The sequence below is a fragment of the Pseudomonas sp. GM102 genome (assembly GCF_000282555.1).
Classification (GTDB): Bacteria; Pseudomonadota; Gammaproteobacteria; order Pseudomonadales; family Pseudomonadaceae; genus Aquipseudomonas.
Map to the genome: position 1 here is coordinate 1 of NZ_AKJB01000020.1, position 19,943 is coordinate 19,943.

Sequence of the window (19,943 nt, forward strand, 5' to 3'; positions counted from 1 at the left end):
ACGCCCATGGCCGGCAGGTGCAATTCGGGTACGACAGCTACGGGCGGCTGCAAACTCTGATCAATGAGAACGGCGAAAGTTATCGGTTTGCCTGGGATGCCGGCGATCGGCTGACCGAACAACAGGATCTGGATGGCAGCGCCAAGCGCTACACCTATGACCTGCTGGATAACGTCGCGGCGGTGACGGCTGTTCCGGCGCCTTTCGGCAACGGTTTGGCCATCGTCCCCGAGACGCCTCTGGCCCCCATCGTTCATCGAATGGAACGCGACGCCGTCGGCCGGCTGATCGCCAAAATCACCGACGATGGCCGCACCGACTACACCTACGACCCATTAGACCAGCTCACCGCCGTCACCTTCACCGACCACCACGGCAACGCACAAACCCTGAGCTTCGCCTACGATGCCCTCGGCCAATTGCTCGAAGAACAAAGCGCGGTCGGGAGCCTGCACTACCACTACGACGAACTCGGCAACCTGATCCAGACCCAACTGCCCGACGGCCGCTGGATCAATCGCCTCTACTACGGCAGCGGCCACCTGCATCAGATCAACCTCGACGGCCAGGTCATCAGTGACTTCGAACGCGACCGCCTGCACCGCGAAGTGCTGCGCACCCAAGGCCAGATCAGCACCCGCAGCGAATACGACCGCAGCGGACGTTTACGCTCACGCCAACGCCGACACAGCAGCCAGCCCTCGCTGATGCCGGCCGCCGTGCAAAAACATTTCGAGTACGACCCCGCCGACAACCTGATCGGCAAACTCGACCAACAACCCGCCGGGCAACACCGCCAACTGCTGCACTACGACGCCACCGGCCGCATCATCGCCAGTCAGGACAGCCTGCACGGCCAGCGCGAAACCTTCGCCTACGACGCCGCCGCCAACCTGCTGGACGGCCCGCAACCCGGCGCCGGGCTGGTGGTGCACAACAAACTGCTGACCTTCCAGGACAAGCGTTACCGCTACGACGCGTTTGGCCGGATGATCGAAAAACGCAGCGCCAAACGGGGCCTGCAACGCTTTGCCTACGACGCCGAAAGCCGGTTGATTGAAGTGCGCAACGAAAACGGTGCGCGGGAAACGGTTGTGCGCATGACCTACGATCCGTTGGGGCGGCGAATCGGCAAGACCGAGCACGACAACAACGGCTATCCGCTGGGTGAAACGCGCTTTACCTGGGATGGCTTGCGCTTGTTGCAGGAACACCGCAATAGCCAGACCAGCCTGTATCTGTATGCCGATAACGGTTATGAACCGCTGGCGCGGGTCGATGGCAGCGGCGGCTTGCAGAAGGTCCGTTACTACCACAACGACCTAAGCGACCTGCCCGAGCAACTGACGGAAGCCAACGGCGCCATGGTGTGGCAGGCCTGGTATCAAGTCTGGGGCAACACCCTCCAGGAGATACGCGAACCGTATTACATCGAGGAACAGAACCTGCGGTTCCAGGGTCAGTACCTGGACCGGGAGACCGGGCTGCACTACAACACGTTTCGGTTCTATGATCCGGATGTGGGGCGTTTTACGACGCCGGATCCGATTGGCTTGGCGGGCGGCCTGAACCTCTATGGTTATGGGCCCAACCCCATTGGCTGGACAGACCCGTGGGGCTGGAGCCCCAGCTCTGTCCTCGATACATCTCTGGGAGGCGTCGTTGGTGACAACATGCAAGCCCAACATGTCATCCCGGTAGCGGTATGGAAGCGGCATGACAAATTCATGAACTCCATTGGTCTGGGCGGCACACGGGACACAGCCCCCAACGGCCTGCTGATGCCCGATAGCCAAGCAAAGGCCGCGGCCATTGGCAGACCGGTTTACCACAATGGTTCACACAAGGACTATTCGGACCTGGTGGACAGAAAACTGGGCAGGATCAAAGCACGCTATAACGCAAAACTTATTACCAAGGCACAGGCACAGCAACAGGTTTCATCACTACAAAGCAGCCTTCGCAAGAAGACTGTTTCAGGAAGAATACGAACCAAATCCAGTACCGGTCGACTTTGCTGACAAGAGGCTTTCATGTTCTATACCCTTGCATTCAAGAAAGACAAAAACTGCCCCACCTTCATTGATGGCGTCATTCATGAGTCGTTCAGCCCTGGCGCCTATGACGATGCGATGGATGCCGACTGGCACGACGCGGGCCCCGACGAAGCTCTCGCTCCCCTCCCGAAAAAGCTGGTGCTGATTACCAAGGACAAGCGCTATGACTTTGACTTTTGCACAGCCTTTGAGGGGCATATTGTCAGTGAGCGCTTCCTGAAAGCCTTCCAGACCCTCAAGACTTCCCGATGGGAGATCGCAGAACTGGAGATCGTCAACCCGAAGGGCGTTTCGGTCGCACAGCGCCAATATTTTTTTATGCGCCAGCAACGAATAGACAAGGAGCCTGTGGACGTGATCGATAAGACACAGTCGAAGATTAATTTTCGAGCGAGCGGCGAAATCAAAAATATCATCAGCCTGACAATCAAAGAAAATGTCAGCACAGATTTTTTTAGTATCGATGAAATTACTTTACTTGGATTCGTATTTCTTTCGCCTCACGCCGCCACTGCACTTAAAGAACTAAATCTGATGGGTGCAGAAGTGGTCGATACGGAGAAGGTCGGCTCAATTGATAGAGCCTAGGTCTCACTCAACATCTGGTAGAGGGACTTCGTTAAAAATTCATCTCTGCGTCCAACAAAAAATGGGCACCCGATTCAATCGGTGTGCCCATTTTTCAATACGGTTCTCCCCGTTTTTCAGGGAGTTCGCCGCAATTATGGATTAACGCTGTCTTTCAAAGACTTGCCCGGCTTGAACGCAACAGTATTACTGGCCTTGATTTTGACTGGCTCACCGGTCTGCGGGTTTTTGCCTGTACGTGCCCCGCGATGGCGTTGCAGGAAAGTCCCGAAGCCCACCAGCGTGACGCTGTCTTTGCGGTGCAGAGCGCCGGTGATTTCTTCGAGAACGGCGTTGAGGACGCGGTTGGCCTGTTCTTTGGTGAGGTCTGCTTTTTCCGCAATTGCAGCGGCGAGTTCTGGTTTACGCATTAGTGAAGCCCCTTTGACGGTTTTTTGTTGTTATGTCCGTGCTGTTCTCGTTGGAACAGCGCCCAAGGCGCCGCAGGTGCTCTACTCTGCGGCAGACGGGAGTGAGGATGGCACGCGCTTCAGAGCGGCGCCAGTCTTCCCGCGACCTTTGTGGGGGCAAAAGCGGGGTGATTCCGACAGAACGACCGCTATTTACGCCAGCAAGGCGGGAAGCTCTTTGTTCAGGGCGAGTTTTTCCATCACCGCCGCGCCTGTCAGGGCATAGCCCAGCAATTTGCCGGCGCTGTCGCGGCATAGCACCTTGATGTCCGCGCCCTGCCCTTCGACCGTCCAGACGCCTTCCGCGCCCCGTGGTGGCGGCGAAACCACCAATGGGCAGACCGGTGTTTTCACGGTGATCGGCATCGGGCCATAACTCACCGCTGTAGGGTTTCCGGCGAGGGTCTGGGCCAGTGCTCTCGCACAGCTCATGAGGGGCATGACGTACAACAGATTCAGCCCGTCGACCTCGGCGCAGTCGCCCAAGGCGTAGATATTGGCGTGAGAGGTTTTCAGATGACGGTCAACTACCACGCCACGGTTGACTTGCAGCCCGGCAGCGGCTGCCAGGTCGATACGCGGGCGCAGGCCGATGGCCGACACCACCACATCGCAAGGAATGACCTGACCATCGGACAGATGCGCTTCCAGGCCGTCCGCCACTCGCTGCAAGCGATTGAGCACCGGCCCGAGGTGGAAGCGCGCGCCCAAGCCTTCTAGCCCGGCCTGGACCGCAGCGGCCGCTGCCGGATGAAGCAAGGTCGGCATGACCTGCTCGCACGGTGCAACCAGTTGCACCTCGTAACCACCGAGGATGAGATCGTTGGCGAATTCGCAGCCGATCAAACCGGCGCCCAGCAGCAATACCCGACGCTTGCCGGCCGCGGCCGCGCGAAAGCGTGCGTAGTCTTCAAGATCATTGATCGGGAAAACGGCATCCGCCGCGTCGCCTTCGATCGGCACCCGCACGGTTTCTGCCCCCCACGCCAGGATCAGGTCACGGTAGATCACCGCTTCTTCGCCGATCCACAGGCGTTTATGGCCCGGATCGATACCGCTAATGCGTGTGTGGGTGCGCACTTCGGCCTTCAATTGCTCGGCCATGGCGCCCGGTTCGGCCATGCTCAGGCCGTCGGCGTCTTTATTCTTGCCGAAGCCGGTAGAGAGCATCGGCTTGGAGTAGGAGCGCCCATCATCTGCGGTAATCAGCAGCAGCGGGGTTTCGCCATCGAGTTTGCGAAACTCCCGGGCCAGGTTGTAGCCAGCCAGCCCAGTGCCGACGATCACGACAGGTGCGTTCATTCCTTGCTCCTTGCTTGTCTTAGTTGATTTCAATCATTTCGAAATCCATCTTGCCCACGCCGCAGTCCGGGCACAGCCAGTCTTCCGGCACGTCCTGCCACGGCGTGCCCGCTGCAATACCGTCGTCCGGCCAGCCCTCGGCTTCGTTATAGATCAGGCCGCAGACCACACATTGCCACTTTTTCATTCAGGTACTTCCTCAGGATTCAGGCTTTTGCCGGCGCGAACGGTCGATAGGTGGAGCGCTGCCGTCCGGCTCAGGGCGTTTTGTACTGATCGCGCCCGGCAGATGCAAGCCTGTTCGGCGCAACGGCAGGCCGGATCAATCAAAATCGCCGTGTGACATGGTAAGCTCGCCGCCTCATTTGCTGCCAATAATGACTCACTGTGCCGCACTCAAAATTCCCCTCCCCGACGCCGCTCTGGCTCTCTCGAAGCCAACTGACGCCCCTCCCCGACACGTCTACGCTCGATTGGTTGTTCGATGAAGGATCGCTGACCCGGCGCCTGATCCGCTTGTCGAATGACGGTTTCAGCGTCACGCCGCTGTTCGAAGGCTGGCAATCGCTGCGCGCCGACGAATGTGCAGCGCTGGAGCTGGCCGAAGGCAGTGAAGGCTGGGTGCGCGAGGTGTATTTGCGCGGCCACGGTGAAGCCTGGGTGTTTGCCCGCAGCGTGGCGGCGCGTAGCGCGCTACAGGGCGACGGGTTGCATATGGATGAATTGGGCAGCCGCTCTCTGGGTGAATTGCTGTTTTGCGATCAGGCGTTTCAGCGCCGGGCCATTGAGGTTTGTCACTATCCTCAAGCATGGCTACCGATGGATGCTCAGGCGCCTGAACTGTGGGGCCGGCGCTCGCGTTTCGATCGCGGCGCCCTGAGCGTGCTGGTGGCCGAGATCTTCCTGCCGACCTTGTGGAACGCCGCCCGCGCCCATCCGGAGAATTGCTGATGTACCAGAGCCTGCTCAAGTCCCTGAACCGCTTGAATCCTCGGGCCTGGGATTTCATTCAGCTGACCCGCATGGACAAGCCGATCGGTATTTATCTGCTGCTGTGGCCAACGTTGTGGGCGCTCTGGATTGCCGGTGAAGGTTCGCCTTCATTGGCCAATATCGTGATTTTCGTGCTCGGCGTGGTACTGACCCGTGCCGGCGGTTGTGTGATCAACGATTGGGCGGACCGTAAGGTCGATGGCCACGTGAAACGCACCGAACAGCGGCCACTGGTGAGCGGCAAAATCAGCTCGAAAGAAGCCCTGGTGTTCTTCGCGGTCCTGATGGGCGTGAGTTTCTTGCTGGTGCTGTGTACTAACGCGAAGACCGTGTGGCTGTCGCTGGGCGGCTTGGCTCTGGCATTCAGTTATCCATTTATGAAGCGCTACACCTACTACCCGCAAGTGGTGCTGGGCGCAGCGTTTTCCTGGGGCATGCCGATGGCGTTCACCGCCGAAACCGGTGAACTGCCGGCAGCGGCCTGGTTGTTGTGGATCGCCAACCTGTTGTGGACCGTGGGCTACGACACCTATTACGCCATGACCGACCGCGACGACGACCTGAAGATTGGGGTGAAATCCACGGCGATTCTGTTTGGCGACGCCGACAGGGCGATTATTCTGACCCTGCAGGGCTTGGCGTTGGGGTGTTTGTTGCTGGCGGGTTCGAAATTCCAGCTCGGCGACTGGTTCCACCTTGGATTGCTGGCGGCGGCCGGTTGTTTTGCGTGGGAGTTCTGGTACACCCGCAGCAAGGACCGGATGCGCTGCTTCCAGGCGTTTTTGCACAATCACTGGGCGGGATTGGCGATTTTCGTGGGGATTGTGCTGGATTACGCGTTGCGCTGACTGATCTGTAGCAGCTGCCGCAGGCTGCGTTCGGCTGCGCAGCAGTCGTGAAATCTGTCTCTGCGGTGTAACAGGTAAACCGCGTGCACAGGATTTCACGACTGCTGCACAGACGCCTCGGCTTGGGCGAGTCCATTCAATTACAGGTGCAATCTTGCGTGCCAATCAGTGCCGATACATGTGCCAGAAGCCGCCTTTACCATCACCCATGGCATCCCCTGGCTTCGTGTCCATTTTGTAGCCATACATTGGCTTGCCTTTATAAGCCCATTGCATCGTGCCGTCGTCACGCTTGATCGGCGTCCAGTCACCTGTGGACTTGGCATCCATCGGCGCCATCAAAGGCGGCCAATTCGTCGCACACTCACCTGTGCACATCGACTTGCCATCTTTGTCCTTATCGAAGGTATAGAGCGTCATACCTTTGTGATCGACCATCATTCCGTCTTTCATCATGGCCGGGTCTGCCGCGAAGGCCAGGGACGGCAGCGTTAGCGCAGCCGTGACCAGCAGGGCCTTCCAGGATTGAGCAATGTGATTCATGGAAACCTTCCTCTTGTGGTTGTCAGGATTCGGACTTAGAGCTTAGTTCAGGATCACGCCAATCGCAGGACGGCTAAAATACTGTCACACGACTGCAATAATTCCGTTATCTAATGCGGCGCAAGACAGTTAAATGACAAGAGGATTAACGCATGGTTGGCAGGAGCATTCTGATCGTCGACGACGAAGCGCCCATTCGTGAAATGATCGCCGTTGCGTTGGAAATGGCCGGCTATGACTGCCTGGAGGCAGAGAACTCGCAGCAGGCCCATGCCATTATCGTCGACCGCAAACCGGACCTGATCCTGCTCGACTGGATGCTGCCCGGCACCTCCGGCATTGAACTGGCCCGCCGTCTCAAGCGCGATGAGCTGACCGGGGATATCCCGATCATCATGCTCACCGCCAAGGGCGAAGAGGACAACAAGATCCAGGGCCTGGAAGTCGGCGCTGATGACTACATCACCAAACCGTTTTCCCCGCGAGAGCTGGTGGCGCGCCTGAAGGCCGTGCTGCGCCGCGCCGGCCCGACCGATGGCGAAGCGCCGATCGAAGTTGGCGGCTTGCTGCTGGACCCGATCAGCCACCGCGTGACCATCGACGGCAAACCCGCCGAGATGGGCCCGACCGAGTACCGTTTGCTGCAGTTTTTCATGACCCACCAGGAACGTGCCTACACTCGCGGGCAGTTGCTGGATCAGGTCTGGGGCGGCAATGTCTATGTCGAAGAGCGCACCGTCGACGTGCACATCCGTCGCCTGCGCAAAGCCCTCGGCGATGCCTACGAAAATCTGGTACAAACCGTGCGCGGCACCGGCTACCGGTTTTCCACCAAGGCCTGAGCCGACCGCCAGACTCGCTGACAAGGACGCATATTTTCCGTGAACCAAAACTGGCATGGCACCCTGATTCGCCACATGCTGTTGCTGGTCACCGCCTGCCTGGTGATCGGCCTGATTTCCGGCTACTACGGCTGGAGCCTCGCCGTGGGCCTGGGCCTTTACCTGGCGTGGACCCTCAAGCAGTTGCTGCGCCTGCATGAATGGCTGCGCCTGCACAAACCCGATGAAGCACCGCCCGATGGCTATGGCCTGTGGGGCGAAGTGTTCGACAGCATCTACCACCTGCAACGTCGCGACCAACGGGTGCGCGGGCGCCTGCAAGCGGTGATCGACCGGGTCCAGGAATCCACCGCCGCGCTCAAAGACGCGGTGATCATGCTCGACAGCGACGGCAACCTGGAATGGTGGAACCGCGCCGCCGAAACCCTGCTGGGCCTCAAGACCCCACAGGACAGTGGCCAGCCCGTGACTAACCTGGTGCGCCATCCGCGCTTCAAGGAATACTTCGAGCAGGACAGCTACGCCGAACCGCTGGAAATTCCTTCGCCGATCAATGATCGCCTGCGCATTCAGCTGTACATCACCCGTTATGGCAACAACGAACACTTGATGCTGGTGCGCGACGTGACGCGTATTCATCAGCTGGAACAGATGCGCAAAGACTTCATCGCCAACGTGTCTCACGAGCTGCGCACACCGCTGACGGTGATCTGCGGCTACCTTGAAACCCTGCTCGACAACGTCGAGGAAGTGAACCCGCGCTGGACCCGCGCCCTGCAGCAGATGCAGCAGCAAGGCGGACGCATGCAGACCTTGCTTAACGATTTGCTGCTGCTGGCCAAACTGGAAGCCACCGATTACCCGTCGGACAATCAACCGGTGTCCATCGACAGCCTGCTGCAATCGATCAAGGGCGACGCTCAGCAACTGTCCGGCCAACGCAATCAGCACATCACCCTGGAAGCCGATCCGACGATTCTGCTCAAGGGCAGCGAAGCCGAATTGCGTAGCGCGTTTTCCAATCTGGTGTTTAACGCAGTGAAATACACCCCGGCCGATGGCAACATCCGCATTCGCTGGTGGGGTGATGATCAAGGCGCACACCTGAGCGTGCAGGATTCGGGGATCGGCATCGACAGCAAACACTTGCCGCGCCTGACCGAACGCTTCTACCGCGTCGACTCCAGCCGCAACTCCAACACCGGCGGCACCGGGCTGGGGTTGGCCATCGTCAAACATGTGTTGTTGCGCCACCGGGCACGCATGGAAATCAGCAGTGTGCCGGGTCACGGCAGCACGTTTACCTGCCATTTTGCGCCAGCCCAAGTCACCAAATCCCGCGTCATTAGCGCCGCCGATTGATACCGGCCAGCACCCGCCACTAGGCAAGTCAAGAGTCAGCCGCTACATTGGCTGACTTGTGCCTGCCCTTCAGGCGCACTTTTTTCTTTCCTTTCGAATACACGGAACCCGCAAACCCCCATCATGGACCCTTCCCCTGGCTTGACCCTCGCGACACTCTTCGCCGATTTCGGCATGATTCTTTTTGCTCTGATCCTGGTTTTGCTCAACGGCTTTTTCGTTGCGGCGGAATTTGCCATGGTCAAACTGCGCTCGACCCGGGTCGAAGCCATCGCTGAACAACACGGCTGGCGCGGACATATCCTGCGCACCGTGCACAATCAGCTCGATGCTTACCTCTCGGCCTGCCAGCTGGGTATCACCCTCGCCTCCCTCGGCCTGGGCTGGGTCGGTGAACCGGCGTTCGCCCATATTCTCGAGCCGGTGCTGAGCGCCGTTGGCGTAGAGTCCGCCGAAGTGGTCAAAGGCGTGTCGTTCTTCACGGCGTTCTTCATCATTTCGTACTTGCACATCGTGGTCGGCGAACTGGCCCCGAAATCCTGGGCCATCCGCAAACCCGAGCTGCTGTCGCTCTGGACGGCGGTGCCGCTGTACCTGTTCTACTGGGCCATGTACCCGGCCATCTACTTGCTCAACGCCAGCGCCAACCAGATCCTGCGGATCGCCGGCCAGGGTGAACCCGGCCCGCATCACGAGCACCATTACAGCCGTGAAGAACTGAAATTGATCCTGCACTCCAGCCGTGGCCAGGACCCGAGTGACCAAGGCATGCGCGTTTTGGCCTCGGCGGTGGAAATGGGCGAGCTGGAAGTGGTCGACTGGGCCAACTCCCGGGAAGACCTGGTGACGCTGGAGTTCAACGCGCCGCTCAAGGAAATTCTGGCGATGTTCCGTCGCCACAAGTTCAGCCGCTACCCGGTGTATGACAGCGAGCGCCAGGAGTTCGTCGGCCTGCTGCACATCAAGGATTTGCTGCTTGAATTGGCCGCACTGGATCACATTCCCGAGTCGTTCAACCTCGCCGAGCTGACCCGCCCGCTGGAGCGCGTGTCTCGCCACATGCCGCTGTCGCAGTTGCTGGAACAGTTCCGCAAGGGCGGTTCGCATTTCGCTGTGGTCGAGGAAGCCGACGGTAACATCATCGGCTACCTGACCATGGAAGACGTGCTGGAAGTGCTGGTGGGCGACATTCAGGACGAACACCGCAAGGCCGAACGCGGGATCCTCGCGTATCAGCCGGGCAAACTGCTCGTGCGGGGTGATACACCGCTGTTCAAGGTCGAACGCCTGTTGGGCATCGATCTGGACCACATCGAAGCGGAAACCCTCGCCGGGCTAGTCTACGAAACCCTGAAACGGGTGCCGGAAGAGGAAGAAGTGCTGGAAGTCGAAGGCTTGCGGATCATCATCAAGAAGATGAAAGGGCCGAAGATCATTTTGGCCAAGGTGTTGATGCTGGATTGAGCATCACATTCGCAGGGTGAAGGGCTGTTTGTGGCGAGGGAGCTTGCTCCCGCTCGGCTGCGCAGCAGTCGCTAACCGGTGAATGCGGTAATGCTCGAGTGACCGCGATTGCGAGCGCGGGGGCCGCTTCGCAGCCCAACGGGAGCAAGCTCCCTCGCCACAAAAGCCCCGTCGCCACATTAGATATCCATCTCCATCGTCTTCACTGCTTGCCCAACGCAAAGTTGGGCAACGCGCCTACCGGTTGATTGAACTGGTACGGAATCGATACCAGCCCCAACCCGGTATTGCGCTGCACCACGAAGTGCAGGTGCGGGCCGCTGCTGTTGCCGGTGTTGCCCGATAGCGCCAGCGCACTGCCCACCGTCACTCGCTGACCTTCCCGTACGCTGACCGAACCTTTCTTGAGGTGCAGGTACACGCCCATGGTCCCGTCATCGTGCAATACCCGCACGAAATTGCCCGACGGATCGTTGCCGCGCCCGGTCTGGCCATTCTCGGTTTTCACCACCATCCCGCCGCGCGCCGCGATGATCGGCGTGCCTTCGGGCATGGCGATGTCCATCGCATAACGGTTCTTCGGTCCGTAGTGGCTGTATTGGCCATTGGCGCCCTGACTCAACCGAAACGGCCCGCCACGCCAAGGCAGCGGGTATCGATAGGCCATGGCAGCCCCTGAGGGGTCACCCAGTGAATATTCGAACCTTGGGATGTAGACCAACGGCTTTCCGGCCTTTGTCGCCTTGAGCAAGGCCAGACGAAGGTTGCTGCGCGCCGGCATGACCCGACGGATCGGTCGGCTCGGTGCACCGCTGACGTTCTTCAGCCCGGCGAAACTCAGCTCGATCTCGACCGGCGCATACAGATCATTGCGCACGAACACACTGTCCATGCCCCTCTGCTTCTTGATATCGAGGTACACCTGCCGCTCAAGGCGCTCGACCATCCGGTCGCGAAAAACGAACACCTTCGCGCCTTTGGTGGGGCGATCGCTGTAAGAGACCACGCCACTGGCGTCGGTGGACCGATAAATCGTCATGGCCACAGCCGAGGTGGAGGCCATGAACAGACCACAGAAAAACAGCAGGCGCGCGAGCATGGGCAAGATTCTGTCGAGTAAGGCCTGGAAAGGAGCCTAGCAGCTGAAATGGACCAGCGTAGTCGACAGATGTTTCAAAATGGACGGTTCAGGGGATGTGCGGTGAATTCGATGGCCCCCTTCGCGGGCAAGCCTCGCTCCTACAGGTAAACGGTGAACCTGTAGGAGCGAGGCTTGCCCGCGAAGACGGGCTGTCAGGCGGCGAAGATTACGCGCCCGGTACGAAATGCTTCTGCGCGGTGCCACGGGCGATCAGGCGGGAGATGTAGTCGAGCTTCTGCGCATCCTGATCGACAAAGCGGAAGGTCAGTTGCAGCCACTCGCTATCAGGCTTTGGCTCGTGGGCAACGATGGCGTGCAGGTAACCGTTGAGACGGGCGATTTCGGCGTTGTCGCCCTGCTCCAGGTCCAGTACGGCGCTGTCGAGGACTTGCGGCAGGGTGTCGGTGCGTTTCACCACCAGCAATGCTTCCTTGATGCTCAAGGCCTTGATCACACATTGTTGAATGCCGCTCGGCAAGCGCAGCTGGCCTTGACCGCGCCCGCTGGCAGGCGCGGAAGCAGCGACCGGTGCCTTGACCGGCGGGCTGTTGAGCAAACCGCGAGACGGCGCGGCAGCCGGGGCTGGCGCGACGACAGCGGCCTTGCCACCGGTCAACGCGCTCAGGGAATCGTTGCCGAACGCCGAGTTTATTTTGGTCGGCGCACCGCTCATCAAGGCGTCAAGTTTGCCGACCTTGTTCAGGGCCTGCTTGACCTTGGTCAGCAGTTGCTCGTTGGTGAACGGCTTGCTGACGTAGCCGGAAACGCCGGCCTGAATCGCCTGGACGACGTTCTCCTTGTCGCCACGGCTGGTCACCATCACGAAGGGCATGGTTTTGAGGTTGTCCTGCTCGCGGCACCAGGTCAGCAGTTCCAGACCAGACATTTCCGGCATTTCCCAGTCGCACAGGACGAGGTCGAACGCTTCCTTGGCCAGCATGGCCTGGGCCTTTTTGCCATTGATGGCATCTTCGGTCCGGATACCCGGGAAATAGTTACGCAGGCACTTCTTTACCAGGTCACGAATGAACGCTGCATCGTCCACGACCAACACACTGATCTTGCTCATCCAACACCCCTTTAAAAATCCCGGCAAGCATAACGCTGGCTGATGGCACTTTGCCAAAACTCTTCAGTCACGCCGGGACTTTTCGTTCGCGGGTGCTGCTTTTCTATTCAAAAGCCACACAAACAAAAACGCCCGGCCAAAGGGCCGGGCGCTTTCCTAGGGGCAATCTTACTTATCGTCAGCTTTGCCCGGAACATTAGCGGTTTCGGCACTTGTGCCTTCAACTTCTTCCTTCATGCGCTTGAGGCCCAAGTGACGCACGTCGGTGCCGCGCACCAGGTAAATCACCAGTTCCGAGATATTGCGTGCATGGTCACCGATCCGCTCCAGGGAACGCAGTACCCAGATAATGCTCAAGACCCGCGAGATAGAGCGCGGATCTTCCATCATGTAGGTGGCAAGTTCACGCAGCGCGGTCTTGTATTCGCGGTCGATGATCTTGTCGTACTGCGCCACCGACAACGCCAGGTCGGCGTCGAAGCGGGCAAACGCGTCCAGGGCATCGCGAACCATATTGCGCACTTGGTCACCGATGTGGCGAACCTCAACGTAACCGCGTGGGGCTTCGCCTTCTTCGCACAACTGAATGGCACGACGGGCGATCTTGGTGGCTTCATCACCAATGCGCTCAAGGTCGATCACCGACTTGGAGATGCTGATGATCAGACGCAAGTCTGACGCCGCCGGCTGACGACGGGCCAAAATGCGCAGGCATTCTTCGTCGATGTTGCGTTCCATCTGGTTGATCTGGTCGTCGATCTCGCGCACTTGCTGGGCCAGGCCGGAGTCGGCCTCGATCAGCGCGGTGACCGCGTCGTTGACCTGCTTCTCGACCAGCCCGCCCATGGCCAGGAGGTGGCTGCGCACTTCCTCGAGCTCAGCGTTGAACTGCGCGGAGATGTGATGGGTAAGGCCTTCTTTACTAATCATGTTGGCGTCCTTGGAGCGTCCGGTAAGGTGCGGTGGGCCGCAGCGACAGTTCAGTGAGCAACCACGGCTTCCTAGCCGTAACGACCGGTAATGTAGTCTTCGGTCTGCTTCTTCGCCGGATTGGTGAACAGAGTATCGGTGTCGCCGAACTCCACCAGTTTGCCCATGTACATGAACGCCGTGTAGTCGGAAACCCGCGCGGCCTGCTGCATGTTGTGGGTCACGATAACAATGGTGAACTTGGATTTCAGTTCGTAGATCAGCTCTTCGACTTTCAGCGTGGAGATCGGGTCGAGTGCCGAGCACGGTTCGTCGAGCAGCAGCACTTCCGGCTCCACGGCGATGGTGCGGGCAATCACCAGACGTTGCTGCTGACCACCGGACAGGCCGAGTGCCGACTCGTGCAGACGGTCTTTGACCTCATCCCACAGCGCCGCACCTTTCAACGCCCACTCGACGGCTTCGTCGAGAATGCGTTTCTTGTTGATACCCTGGATGCGCAGACCGTAAACCACGTTTTCGTAGATGGTTTTCGGGAACGGGTTCGGCTTCTGGAACACCATGCCGACCCGGCGACGCAACTCGGCCACGTCCTCGCCCTTGCGGTAGATGTTGTTGCCGTAGAGGTTGATCGCGCCTTCGACACGGCAACCGTCAACCAGGTCGTTCATGCGGTTGAAGGTGCGCAGCAGCGTGGACTTGCCGCAGCCGGACGGGCCGATGAAGGCCGTCACGCGCTGTTTCGGGATGTTCATGCTGACGTCGAACAGTGCCTGTTTGTCGCCGTAGAACAGGCTCAGCCCCGGCACTTCGATGGCCACGGTTTCCTGCTCGAGGCTCAGGCTCTGTTTGTCGCGGCCCAAGGCCGACATGTTGATGCCGTGAGTGTGTGCTTCGTGCTGCATGGGAGGCTCCCTGTGCTAACAAATTCGGTTCGGTTTTTGTGGGAGCCAGCCTGCTGGCGATTCAGGCAACGCGGTCAATCTGTAAACCGCGGTGATGCCATCGCCAGCAGGCTGGCTCCCACATAAGAAATCAGCTATCCAGCGCTTTGTATTTTTCGCGCAGATGGTTACGGATATAAACCGCCGACAAGTTGAGCGTGGCGATCACCAGTACCAGCAGCAAGGCGGTGGCGTACACCAGTGGCCGCGCGGCTTCGACGTTCGGGCTCTGGAAGCCGACGTCATAAATGTGGAAGCCCAAGTGCATGATCTTCTGGTCCAGGTGCAAGTACGGGTAGTTGCCATCCAGCGGCAGCGATGGCGCCAGTTTCACCACGCCCACCAGCATCAGCGGCGCCACTTCACCGGCGGCACGGGCCACGGCGAGGATCATGCCGGTCATCATCGCCGGGCTGGCCATCGGCAGCACGATCTTCCACAAGGTTTCGGCCTTGGTCGCGCCGAGGGCCAACGAGCCTTCACGCACGGTGCGAGGAATCCGCGCCAGGCCTTCTTCGGTGGCCACGATCACCACCGGCACGGCCAGCAGCGCCAGGGTCAGCGAAGCCCAAAGCAGGCCAGGCGTACCGAAGGTCGGCGCCGGCATTGCTTCAGGGAAGAACAACCGGTCGACCGAACCGCCGAGCACGTAGACGAAGAAACCCAGACCGAACACACCGTAAACGATGGCCGGAACACCCGCCAGGTTGTTCACCGCGATGCGGATCAGGCGAGTCATCGGCCCCTGACGTGCATATTCACGCAGGTAGACCGCCGCCAGCACGCCGAACGGCGTCACGATCATCGCCATGATCAGGGTCATCATCACAGTGCCGAAAATCGCCGGGAAAATCCCGCCTTCGGTGTTGGCTTCACGCGGGTCGTCACTGAGGAATTCCCAGACCTTGCTGAAGTAGAAGCCGATCTTGGTGAAGGTGCCCATGGCGTTCGGCTGGTAGGCGTGAACCACTTTACCGATGCCGATTTCGACTTCTTTACCGTTGGCATCGCGAGCGGTCAGGCTGTCGCGGTTGAACTGAGCGTGCAGATCATTCAGACGCGCTTCGATGTCCTGATAACGGGCATTCAGTTCGGCGCGCTCAGACTCCAGGTCCGCTTGCGCGGCAGCGTCGAGACGGCCGGCCAGTTCCAGTTTGCGACCGTGCAGACGCACGCGTTCGAGACCCGCGTTGATCGCGCCAATGTCGACCTTTTCCAGGGTCTTGAGCTGTGCGGCGAGCTGGTTGACACGCTCGACACGCGCCTGCAACTCAGGCCATGCGGCCTCGCCTTCAGCGATGACCTTGCCATCCTGTTTGACGTTGACCAGATAGCCATAGAAGTTGCCCCACTCGCGACGCTCGATGGCCATCAGCTCAGGCGGGGTTTTCTGGTTGGTCAGCCACTCGCCGACAATCCAGGTGAAGTCGGTGCCATTCAGATCACGGTTGCCGACCTTGATCAGCTCGCGGGTCATGAACTCCGGGCCTTGATCGGGCACCGGCAGGCCAGCACTTTTCAGGCGCTCGCGTGGCACTTCTTCCTTCTGCACCACTTCGCCGATGACGAGGTGGTTGGCTTGGCCCGGCACGTCGTAACTGGCGTGGATCAGGTCCGCCGGCCAGAAGTGACCCAAGCCGCGCACGGCAATCACCGCCAGCAGGCCAATGGTCATGATGACCGCAATGGACACCGCGCCACCGCTGATCCAGACGCCGGGGGCGCCGCTCTTGAACCATCCATTCAGGGAGTTCTGTTTCACAGACTTCTACCTTTCTTAAAGCGACGAGTATTTCTTGCGCAGACGCTGACGAATCAGTTCCGCGAGGGTGTTCATGATGAAGGTGAACAACAGCAGCACCAGCGCCGAGAGGAACAGCACGCGGTAGTGGCTGCCGCCGACTTCCGATTCGGGCATTTCCACCGCAACGTTGGCCGCCAGGGTGCGCAGGCCTTCGAACAGGTTCATTTCCATGACCGGGGTGTTACCGGTGGCCATCAGCACAATCATGGTTTCACCCACCGCGCGGCCCATGCCGATCATCAGTGCAGAGAAGATGCCCGGGCTGGCGGTGAGGATCACCACGCGGGTCATGGTCTGCCACGGTGTGGCACCGAGGGCCAGGGAGCCCAGGGTCAGGCCGCGAGGCACGCTGAACACGGCATCTTCGGCGATGGAATAGATGTTCGGAATGACCGCGAAGCCCATGGCCAGGCCAACCACCAGAGCGTTGCGCTGGTCGTAGGTGATGCCCAGATCGTGAGAGATCCACATGCGCATGTCGCCGCCGAAGAACCAGGTTTCCATGTATGGGCTCATGTACAGCGACAGCCAGCCCACAAACAGAATCACCGGGATCAGGATCGCGCTTTCCCAGCCGTCCGGCACTTTCAGGCGGATGGACTCAGGCAGGCGACTGAAGACGAAACCCGCCACCAGAATGCCAATCGGCAGGAGCATCAGCAGGCTGAAGATGCCGGGCAAATGCCCTTCCACATACGGCGCCAGGAACAGGCCGGCGAAGAAGCCGAGGATCACCGTCGGCATCGCTTCCATCAGCTCGATCACCGGCTTGACCTTGCGACGCATGCCCGGAGCCATGAAGTACGCGGTGTAGATCGCCGCGGCGACGGCCAGTGGCGCGGCCAGCAGCATCGCGTAGAACGCAGCTTTCAAGGTACCGAAAGTCAACGGCGAGAGGCTCAGCTTGGGTTCGAAGTCGGTGTTGGCCGCGGTCGATTGCCAGACGTATTTAGGCTCGTCGTAGTTCTCGTACCAGACCTTGCTCCACAACGCGCTCCACGAGACTTCCGGGTGCGGGTTGTCGAGCAGCAACGGTTGCAGCTTTCCGCCCTGCTCCACGATCACGCGGTTGGCCCGTGGCGACATGCCGAAAAGGCCTTGGCCGTCGACCACCTGATCCACCAGCAAAGTGCGGTGAGCGGTGCTGTGGAACACGCCCAGCTTGCCGGACGCATCGAGGGCAACGAAGCCTTTGCGGCGTTCTTCGGCGGTGATTTCAACGATCGGCGCAGTGCCCATCTGGAAAGTACGAATCTGCTTCAGACGCTGCTCGCCATCCGGGTCGCGAGCCATGAACCATTGGGCCAGACCACCCTTGGAGTCACCGACGATCAGCGAGATGCCGCCCAGCAATTGGGTAATAGCGGTGACTTCGGTATTGCCGTCTTCAAGCAGTTTGTAGCGCCCGTTAAGGCTCTTGTCGCGCAGACTGAAAACGTCGGCCTGAGCGCGACCATTGACCACGTACAACCACTGCTGACGCGGGTCGATGAAGATGTTCTTCACCGGCTCGGTCATTTGCGGCAGCTCAATGCGCTTCTGCTCGTTGGTGACTTCACCGGTCATCATGTTTTCTTCGCTGGTCAGCGACAGGACATGCAACTGCGCACCGGTGGAGCCGGCCAGCAGCAGGGTCGAATCGGCAGCGTTTAGGCTGACGTGCTCCAGAGCGCCGCCCGCCTCGTTCAGCACAATTGGCGTTTCGCCGTACGGGTATTCAATGGCCGGCGAGATGGTTTTCTTGCCTTCCGGGTAGCTGACTTTATAGGAGTGACGGAACACCAGCGCCTGACCGTTGGACAAGCCCACCGCCACCAATGGCTGGCCAGGTTGATCTTCACCGATGGAGGTCACGCTGGTGCCGGCCGGAATCGGCAGGTCGACGCGGCGCAGCTCAGTGCCCGTGTCGATATCAAAGAACAATGCCTGGCCCTTGTCGGAAACCCGCATGGCGACCTGGTTCTGTTCTTCGAGCGAAATCATCAGTGGCTTGCCGGCGTCTTGCATCCAGGCGGGCGTGATGGCGTCTTTGGCGGTCAGGTCGGCCCCCTGGAACAGCGGCGCGACGACGTAACCGAGGAAGAAAAAGATCAGGGTGATCGCGGCAAGAACGGCGAGGCCGCCGACGAGGACGTACCAGCGGGTCAGGCGATCTTTCAGCGCACGAATACGGCGCTTGCGTTGCAGCTCAGGCGTATTGAAGTCAATTCGCTTGGGGGGATTTGTAGTCATGGTGGAATTGGCCAGATCATTCATGCGCACACCCTAGCGATCCTGTATGACAGAAAGATGACAATGCAGTGACGCAACAAATCCGCCGCCAGCGGGAACTGGCAGTGGATTGGAAATTTGGGGGCCGGTATTTACCGGCATTTGTAGGAGCGAGGCTTGCCCGCGAAGGGGTCGTTACATTCAACATCAATGTTGACTGACCCACCGCTTTCGCGGGCAAGCCTCGCTCCTACACAGGTCCGGGTTTAACCCGGACCTAGGGTTTTACTTTTTTGCGACGTTGCCGCCTTCTTGCAGACCCAGGTCAGCCAGTGCTTTTGCAGCAACCTTGGCTGGCAGCGGGATGTAGCCGTCTTTCACAACCACTTCCTGACCCTGTTTGGACAGAATCAGTTTCACGAACTCGGCTTCCAGCGGGGCCAGAGGCTTGTTCGGAGCCTTGTTGACGTAAACGTAGAGGAAACGCGACAGCGGATACTTGCCGTTCAGGGCGTTTTCTTCAGTGTCTTCAACGAACTCGGTGCTGCCTTTCTTGGCCAGGGCCACGGTTTTCACGCTGGCGGTCTTGTAGCCGATGCCCGAGTAACCCACGCCGTTCAGCGAAGAGCTGATCGATTGCACGACCGAAGCCGAGCCTGGTTGTTCGTTGACGTTCGGCTTGAAGTCGCCTTTGCACAGGGCTTCTTCCTTGAAGTAGCCGTAAGTGCCGGATACCGAGTTACGACCGAACAGTTGCACCGGCTTGTTGGCCAGATCGCCGGTCACACCCAGATCGCCCCAGGTTTTCACATCGGTTTTACCGCCGCACAGACGCGTCGAGGAGAAGATCGCATCGACCTGTTCCATGGTCAGGTGCTGGATCGGGTTGTCTTTGTGTACGAACACCGCCAAGGCATCCACAGCAACCGGGATAGCGGTAGGCTTGTAGCCGTACTTGGTTTCGAAGGCTTGCAGTTCGTTGTCCTTCATCTTGCGGCTCATCGGGCCCAGGTTAGCGGTGCCTTCAGTCAACGCAGGTGGCGCAGTAGAAGAACCGGCAGCCTGAATCTGGATGTTTACGTTCGGGTATTCTTTTTTGTAGTTCTCAGCCCACAGGGTCATGAGGTTGGCCAGGGTATCGGAGCCGACGCTGGACAGGTTGCCCGACACACCAGTGGTCTTGGTGTAGCTCGGGATCGACGGGTCAACAGCGGCAACCGCGTTGGCAGTCGCAACGCCAGCAGCGACAAAAGTCATTGCCGCCATCAAACGCTTCAGTTTCATGCCTTACTCCTAGCAGATAGGTGTGTTAAGTCGGGGCCAAGTATCAGCAGGCCGTGTGAACACTCTATGGCTGAAATATGACAATTGGATGAAAGGCCAGTATTTGGTTTTT

Annotated in this window: 18 protein-coding genes; 7 read left to right on the top strand and 11 right to left on the bottom strand. The window is 59.4% G+C overall.

Features of this window, described 5'->3' with window-relative positions; all coding sequences use genetic code 11:
- Positions 1-2,021, top strand: a 2,021-nt coding sequence (locus PMI18_RS23990; RefSeq protein ID WP_007896443.1) for an RHS repeat-associated core domain-containing protein, incomplete at its 5' end; no start/stop codon positions are given.
- Positions 2,022-2,033: 12 nt separating this feature from the next.
- Positions 2,034-2,645, top strand: a complete 612-nt coding sequence (locus PMI18_RS23985) for an Imm43 family immunity protein (RefSeq protein ID WP_007896445.1) — start codon at positions 2,034-2,036, stop codon at positions 2,643-2,645.
- Between the two features lie 134 nt (positions 2,646-2,779).
- Here PMI18_RS23985 and PMI18_RS23980 read toward each other — a convergent pair whose 3' ends face one another.
- The 3 genes from PMI18_RS23980 to PMI18_RS23970 form a co-directional block, all read right to left on the bottom strand.
- Positions 2,780-3,055: an HU family DNA-binding protein gene (locus tag PMI18_RS23980; RefSeq protein WP_003213368.1), complete on the bottom strand. Its 276-nt coding sequence runs from the start codon at positions 3,053-3,055 to the stop codon at positions 2,780-2,782.
- A 192-nt stretch (positions 3,056-3,247) separates the two neighbouring features.
- A complete protein-coding gene (locus PMI18_RS23975; RefSeq protein WP_007896463.1) occupies positions 3,248-4,396 on the bottom strand; it encodes an NAD(P)/FAD-dependent oxidoreductase in 1,149 nt (382 codons plus the stop codon).
- Positions 4,397-4,415: 19 nt separating this feature from the next.
- Positions 4,416-4,583 carry a rubredoxin gene (locus PMI18_RS23970; RefSeq protein WP_007896465.1) on the bottom strand — a complete coding sequence of 56 codons (168 nt, stop codon included), beginning with the start codon at positions 4,581-4,583 and terminating at the stop codon, positions 4,416-4,418.
- A gap of 200 nt (positions 4,584-4,783) precedes the next feature.
- Here PMI18_RS23970 and PMI18_RS23965 point away from each other — a divergent pair, with 200 nt between their 5' ends.
- The gene (locus tag PMI18_RS23965; RefSeq protein ID WP_007896469.1) at positions 4,784-5,347 is read left to right on the top strand and encodes a chorismate--pyruvate lyase family protein; all 564 of its coding nucleotides are present in this window, start codon (positions 4,784-4,786) and stop codon (positions 5,345-5,347) included.
- On the top strand, positions 5,347-6,237 hold the full coding sequence (gene ubiA / locus PMI18_RS23960; protein WP_007896472.1) for a 4-hydroxybenzoate octaprenyltransferase: 891 nt from the start codon (positions 5,347-5,349) through the stop codon (positions 6,235-6,237). The genes PMI18_RS23965 and ubiA overlap by 1 nt, the downstream gene beginning before the upstream one ends.
- Positions 6,238-6,402: 165 nt before the next feature.
- Here the strand turns inward: ubiA and PMI18_RS23955 are convergent, their stop codons facing one another.
- Entirely contained in the window at positions 6,403-6,780 is a 378-nt protein-coding gene (locus tag PMI18_RS23955) for a COG4315 family predicted lipoprotein (protein WP_007896473.1), read from the bottom strand.
- A gap of 152 nt (positions 6,781-6,932) precedes the next feature.
- Between PMI18_RS23955 and phoB the strand changes: the two genes are divergently transcribed.
- The 3 genes from phoB (at position 6,933) to PMI18_RS23940 (ending at position 10,448) form a co-directional block, all read left to right on the top strand.
- Positions 6,933-7,622, top strand: coding sequence for a phosphate regulon transcriptional regulator PhoB (gene phoB / locus PMI18_RS23950; RefSeq protein ID WP_007896474.1), 690 nt, complete (start codon positions 6,933-6,935; stop codon positions 7,620-7,622).
- 75 nt (positions 7,623-7,697) lie between these two features.
- Positions 7,698-8,984 (top strand): phosphate regulon sensor histidine kinase PhoR, encoded by a 1,287-nt coding sequence (gene phoR, locus PMI18_RS23945; RefSeq protein ID WP_238542588.1) that lies wholly within the window; start codon positions 7,698-7,700, stop codon positions 8,982-8,984.
- Positions 8,985-9,107: 123 nt separating this feature from the next.
- On the top strand, positions 9,108-10,448 hold the full coding sequence (locus PMI18_RS23940) for a hemolysin family protein (RefSeq protein WP_007896477.1): 1,341 nt from the start codon (positions 9,108-9,110) through the stop codon (positions 10,446-10,448).
- A 202-nt stretch (positions 10,449-10,650) separates the two neighbouring features.
- Here the strand turns inward: PMI18_RS23940 and PMI18_RS23935 are convergent, their stop codons facing one another.
- The 7 genes from PMI18_RS23935 to PMI18_RS23905 form a co-directional block, all read right to left on the bottom strand.
- Complete coding sequence (locus tag PMI18_RS23935; protein ID WP_007896480.1) at positions 10,651-11,547, bottom strand: peptidoglycan DD-metalloendopeptidase family protein; 897 nt, start codon at positions 11,545-11,547, stop codon at positions 10,651-10,653.
- A gap of 208 nt (positions 11,548-11,755) precedes the next feature.
- On the bottom strand, positions 11,756-12,658 hold the full coding sequence (locus PMI18_RS23930) for a response regulator (protein WP_007896481.1): 903 nt from the start codon (positions 12,656-12,658) through the stop codon (positions 11,756-11,758).
- A 168-nt stretch (positions 12,659-12,826) separates the two neighbouring features.
- Positions 12,827-13,588 carry a phosphate signaling complex protein PhoU gene (phoU, locus tag PMI18_RS23925; protein ID WP_007896483.1) on the bottom strand — a complete coding sequence of 254 codons (762 nt, stop codon included), beginning with the start codon at positions 13,586-13,588 and terminating at the stop codon, positions 12,827-12,829.
- Between the two features lie 71 nt (positions 13,589-13,659).
- A complete protein-coding gene (pstB, locus tag PMI18_RS23920; RefSeq protein WP_007896484.1) occupies positions 13,660-14,493 on the bottom strand; it encodes a phosphate ABC transporter ATP-binding protein PstB in 834 nt (277 codons plus the stop codon).
- 130 nt (positions 14,494-14,623) lie between these two features.
- Positions 14,624-16,294, bottom strand: a complete 1,671-nt coding sequence (gene pstA, locus PMI18_RS23915) for a phosphate ABC transporter permease PstA (protein WP_007896485.1) — start codon at positions 16,292-16,294, stop codon at positions 14,624-14,626.
- 15 nt (positions 16,295-16,309) lie between these two features.
- Positions 16,310-18,343: an ABC transporter permease subunit gene (locus PMI18_RS23910; protein ID WP_177319013.1), complete on the bottom strand. Its 2,034-nt coding sequence runs from the start codon at positions 18,341-18,343 to the stop codon at positions 16,310-16,312.
- Positions 18,344-18,832: 489 nt separating this feature from the next.
- Complete coding sequence (locus PMI18_RS23905) at positions 18,833-19,831, bottom strand: phosphate ABC transporter substrate-binding protein PstS (protein WP_007896487.1); 999 nt, start codon at positions 19,829-19,831, stop codon at positions 18,833-18,835.
- Positions 19,832-19,943: the final 112 nt, after the last annotated feature.

Bases quoted from the DNA above. Each gene is read 5' to 3' on its own strand.
- PMI18_RS23985 (WP_007896445.1), top strand. From the start codon at position 2,034: ATGTTCTATACCCTTGCATTCAAGAAAGACAAAAACTGCCCCACCTTC.
- PMI18_RS23980 (WP_003213368.1), bottom strand. From the start codon at position 3,055: ATGCGTAAACCAGAACTCGCCGCTGCAATTGCGGAAAAAGCAGACCTC.
- PMI18_RS23975 (WP_007896463.1), bottom strand. From the start codon at position 4,396: ATGAACGCACCTGTCGTGATCGTCGGCACTGGGCTGGCTGGCTACAAC.
- PMI18_RS23970 (WP_007896465.1), bottom strand. From the start codon at position 4,583: ATGAAAAAGTGGCAATGTGTGGTCTGCGGCCTGATCTATAACGAAGCC.
- ubiA (WP_007896472.1), top strand. From the start codon at position 5,347: ATGTACCAGAGCCTGCTCAAGTCCCTGAACCGCTTGAATCCTCGGGCC.
- PMI18_RS23955 (WP_007896473.1), bottom strand. From the start codon at position 6,780: ATGAATCACATTGCTCAATCCTGGAAGGCCCTGCTGGTCACGGCTGCG.
- phoB (WP_007896474.1), top strand. From the start codon at position 6,933: ATGGTTGGCAGGAGCATTCTGATCGTCGACGACGAAGCGCCCATTCGT.
- phoR (WP_238542588.1), top strand. From the start codon at position 7,698: ATGCTGTTGCTGGTCACCGCCTGCCTGGTGATCGGCCTGATTTCCGGC.
- PMI18_RS23940 (WP_007896477.1), top strand. From the start codon at position 9,108: ATGGACCCTTCCCCTGGCTTGACCCTCGCGACACTCTTCGCCGATTTC.
- PMI18_RS23935 (WP_007896480.1), bottom strand. From the start codon at position 11,547: ATGCTCGCGCGCCTGCTGTTTTTCTGTGGTCTGTTCATGGCCTCCACC.
- PMI18_RS23930 (WP_007896481.1), bottom strand. From the start codon at position 12,658: ATGAGCAAGATCAGTGTGTTGGTCGTGGACGATGCAGCGTTCATTCGT.
- phoU (WP_007896483.1), bottom strand. From the start codon at position 13,588: ATGATTAGTAAAGAAGGCCTTACCCATCACATCTCCGCGCAGTTCAAC.
- pstB (WP_007896484.1), bottom strand. From the start codon at position 14,493: ATGCAGCACGAAGCACACACTCACGGCATCAACATGTCGGCCTTGGGC.
- PMI18_RS23910 (WP_177319013.1), bottom strand. From the start codon at position 18,343: ATGCAAGACGCCGGCAAGCCACTGATGATTTCGCTCGAAGAACAGAAC.
- PMI18_RS23905 (WP_007896487.1), bottom strand. From the start codon at position 19,831: ATGAAACTGAAGCGTTTGATGGCGGCAATGACTTTTGTCGCTGCTGGC.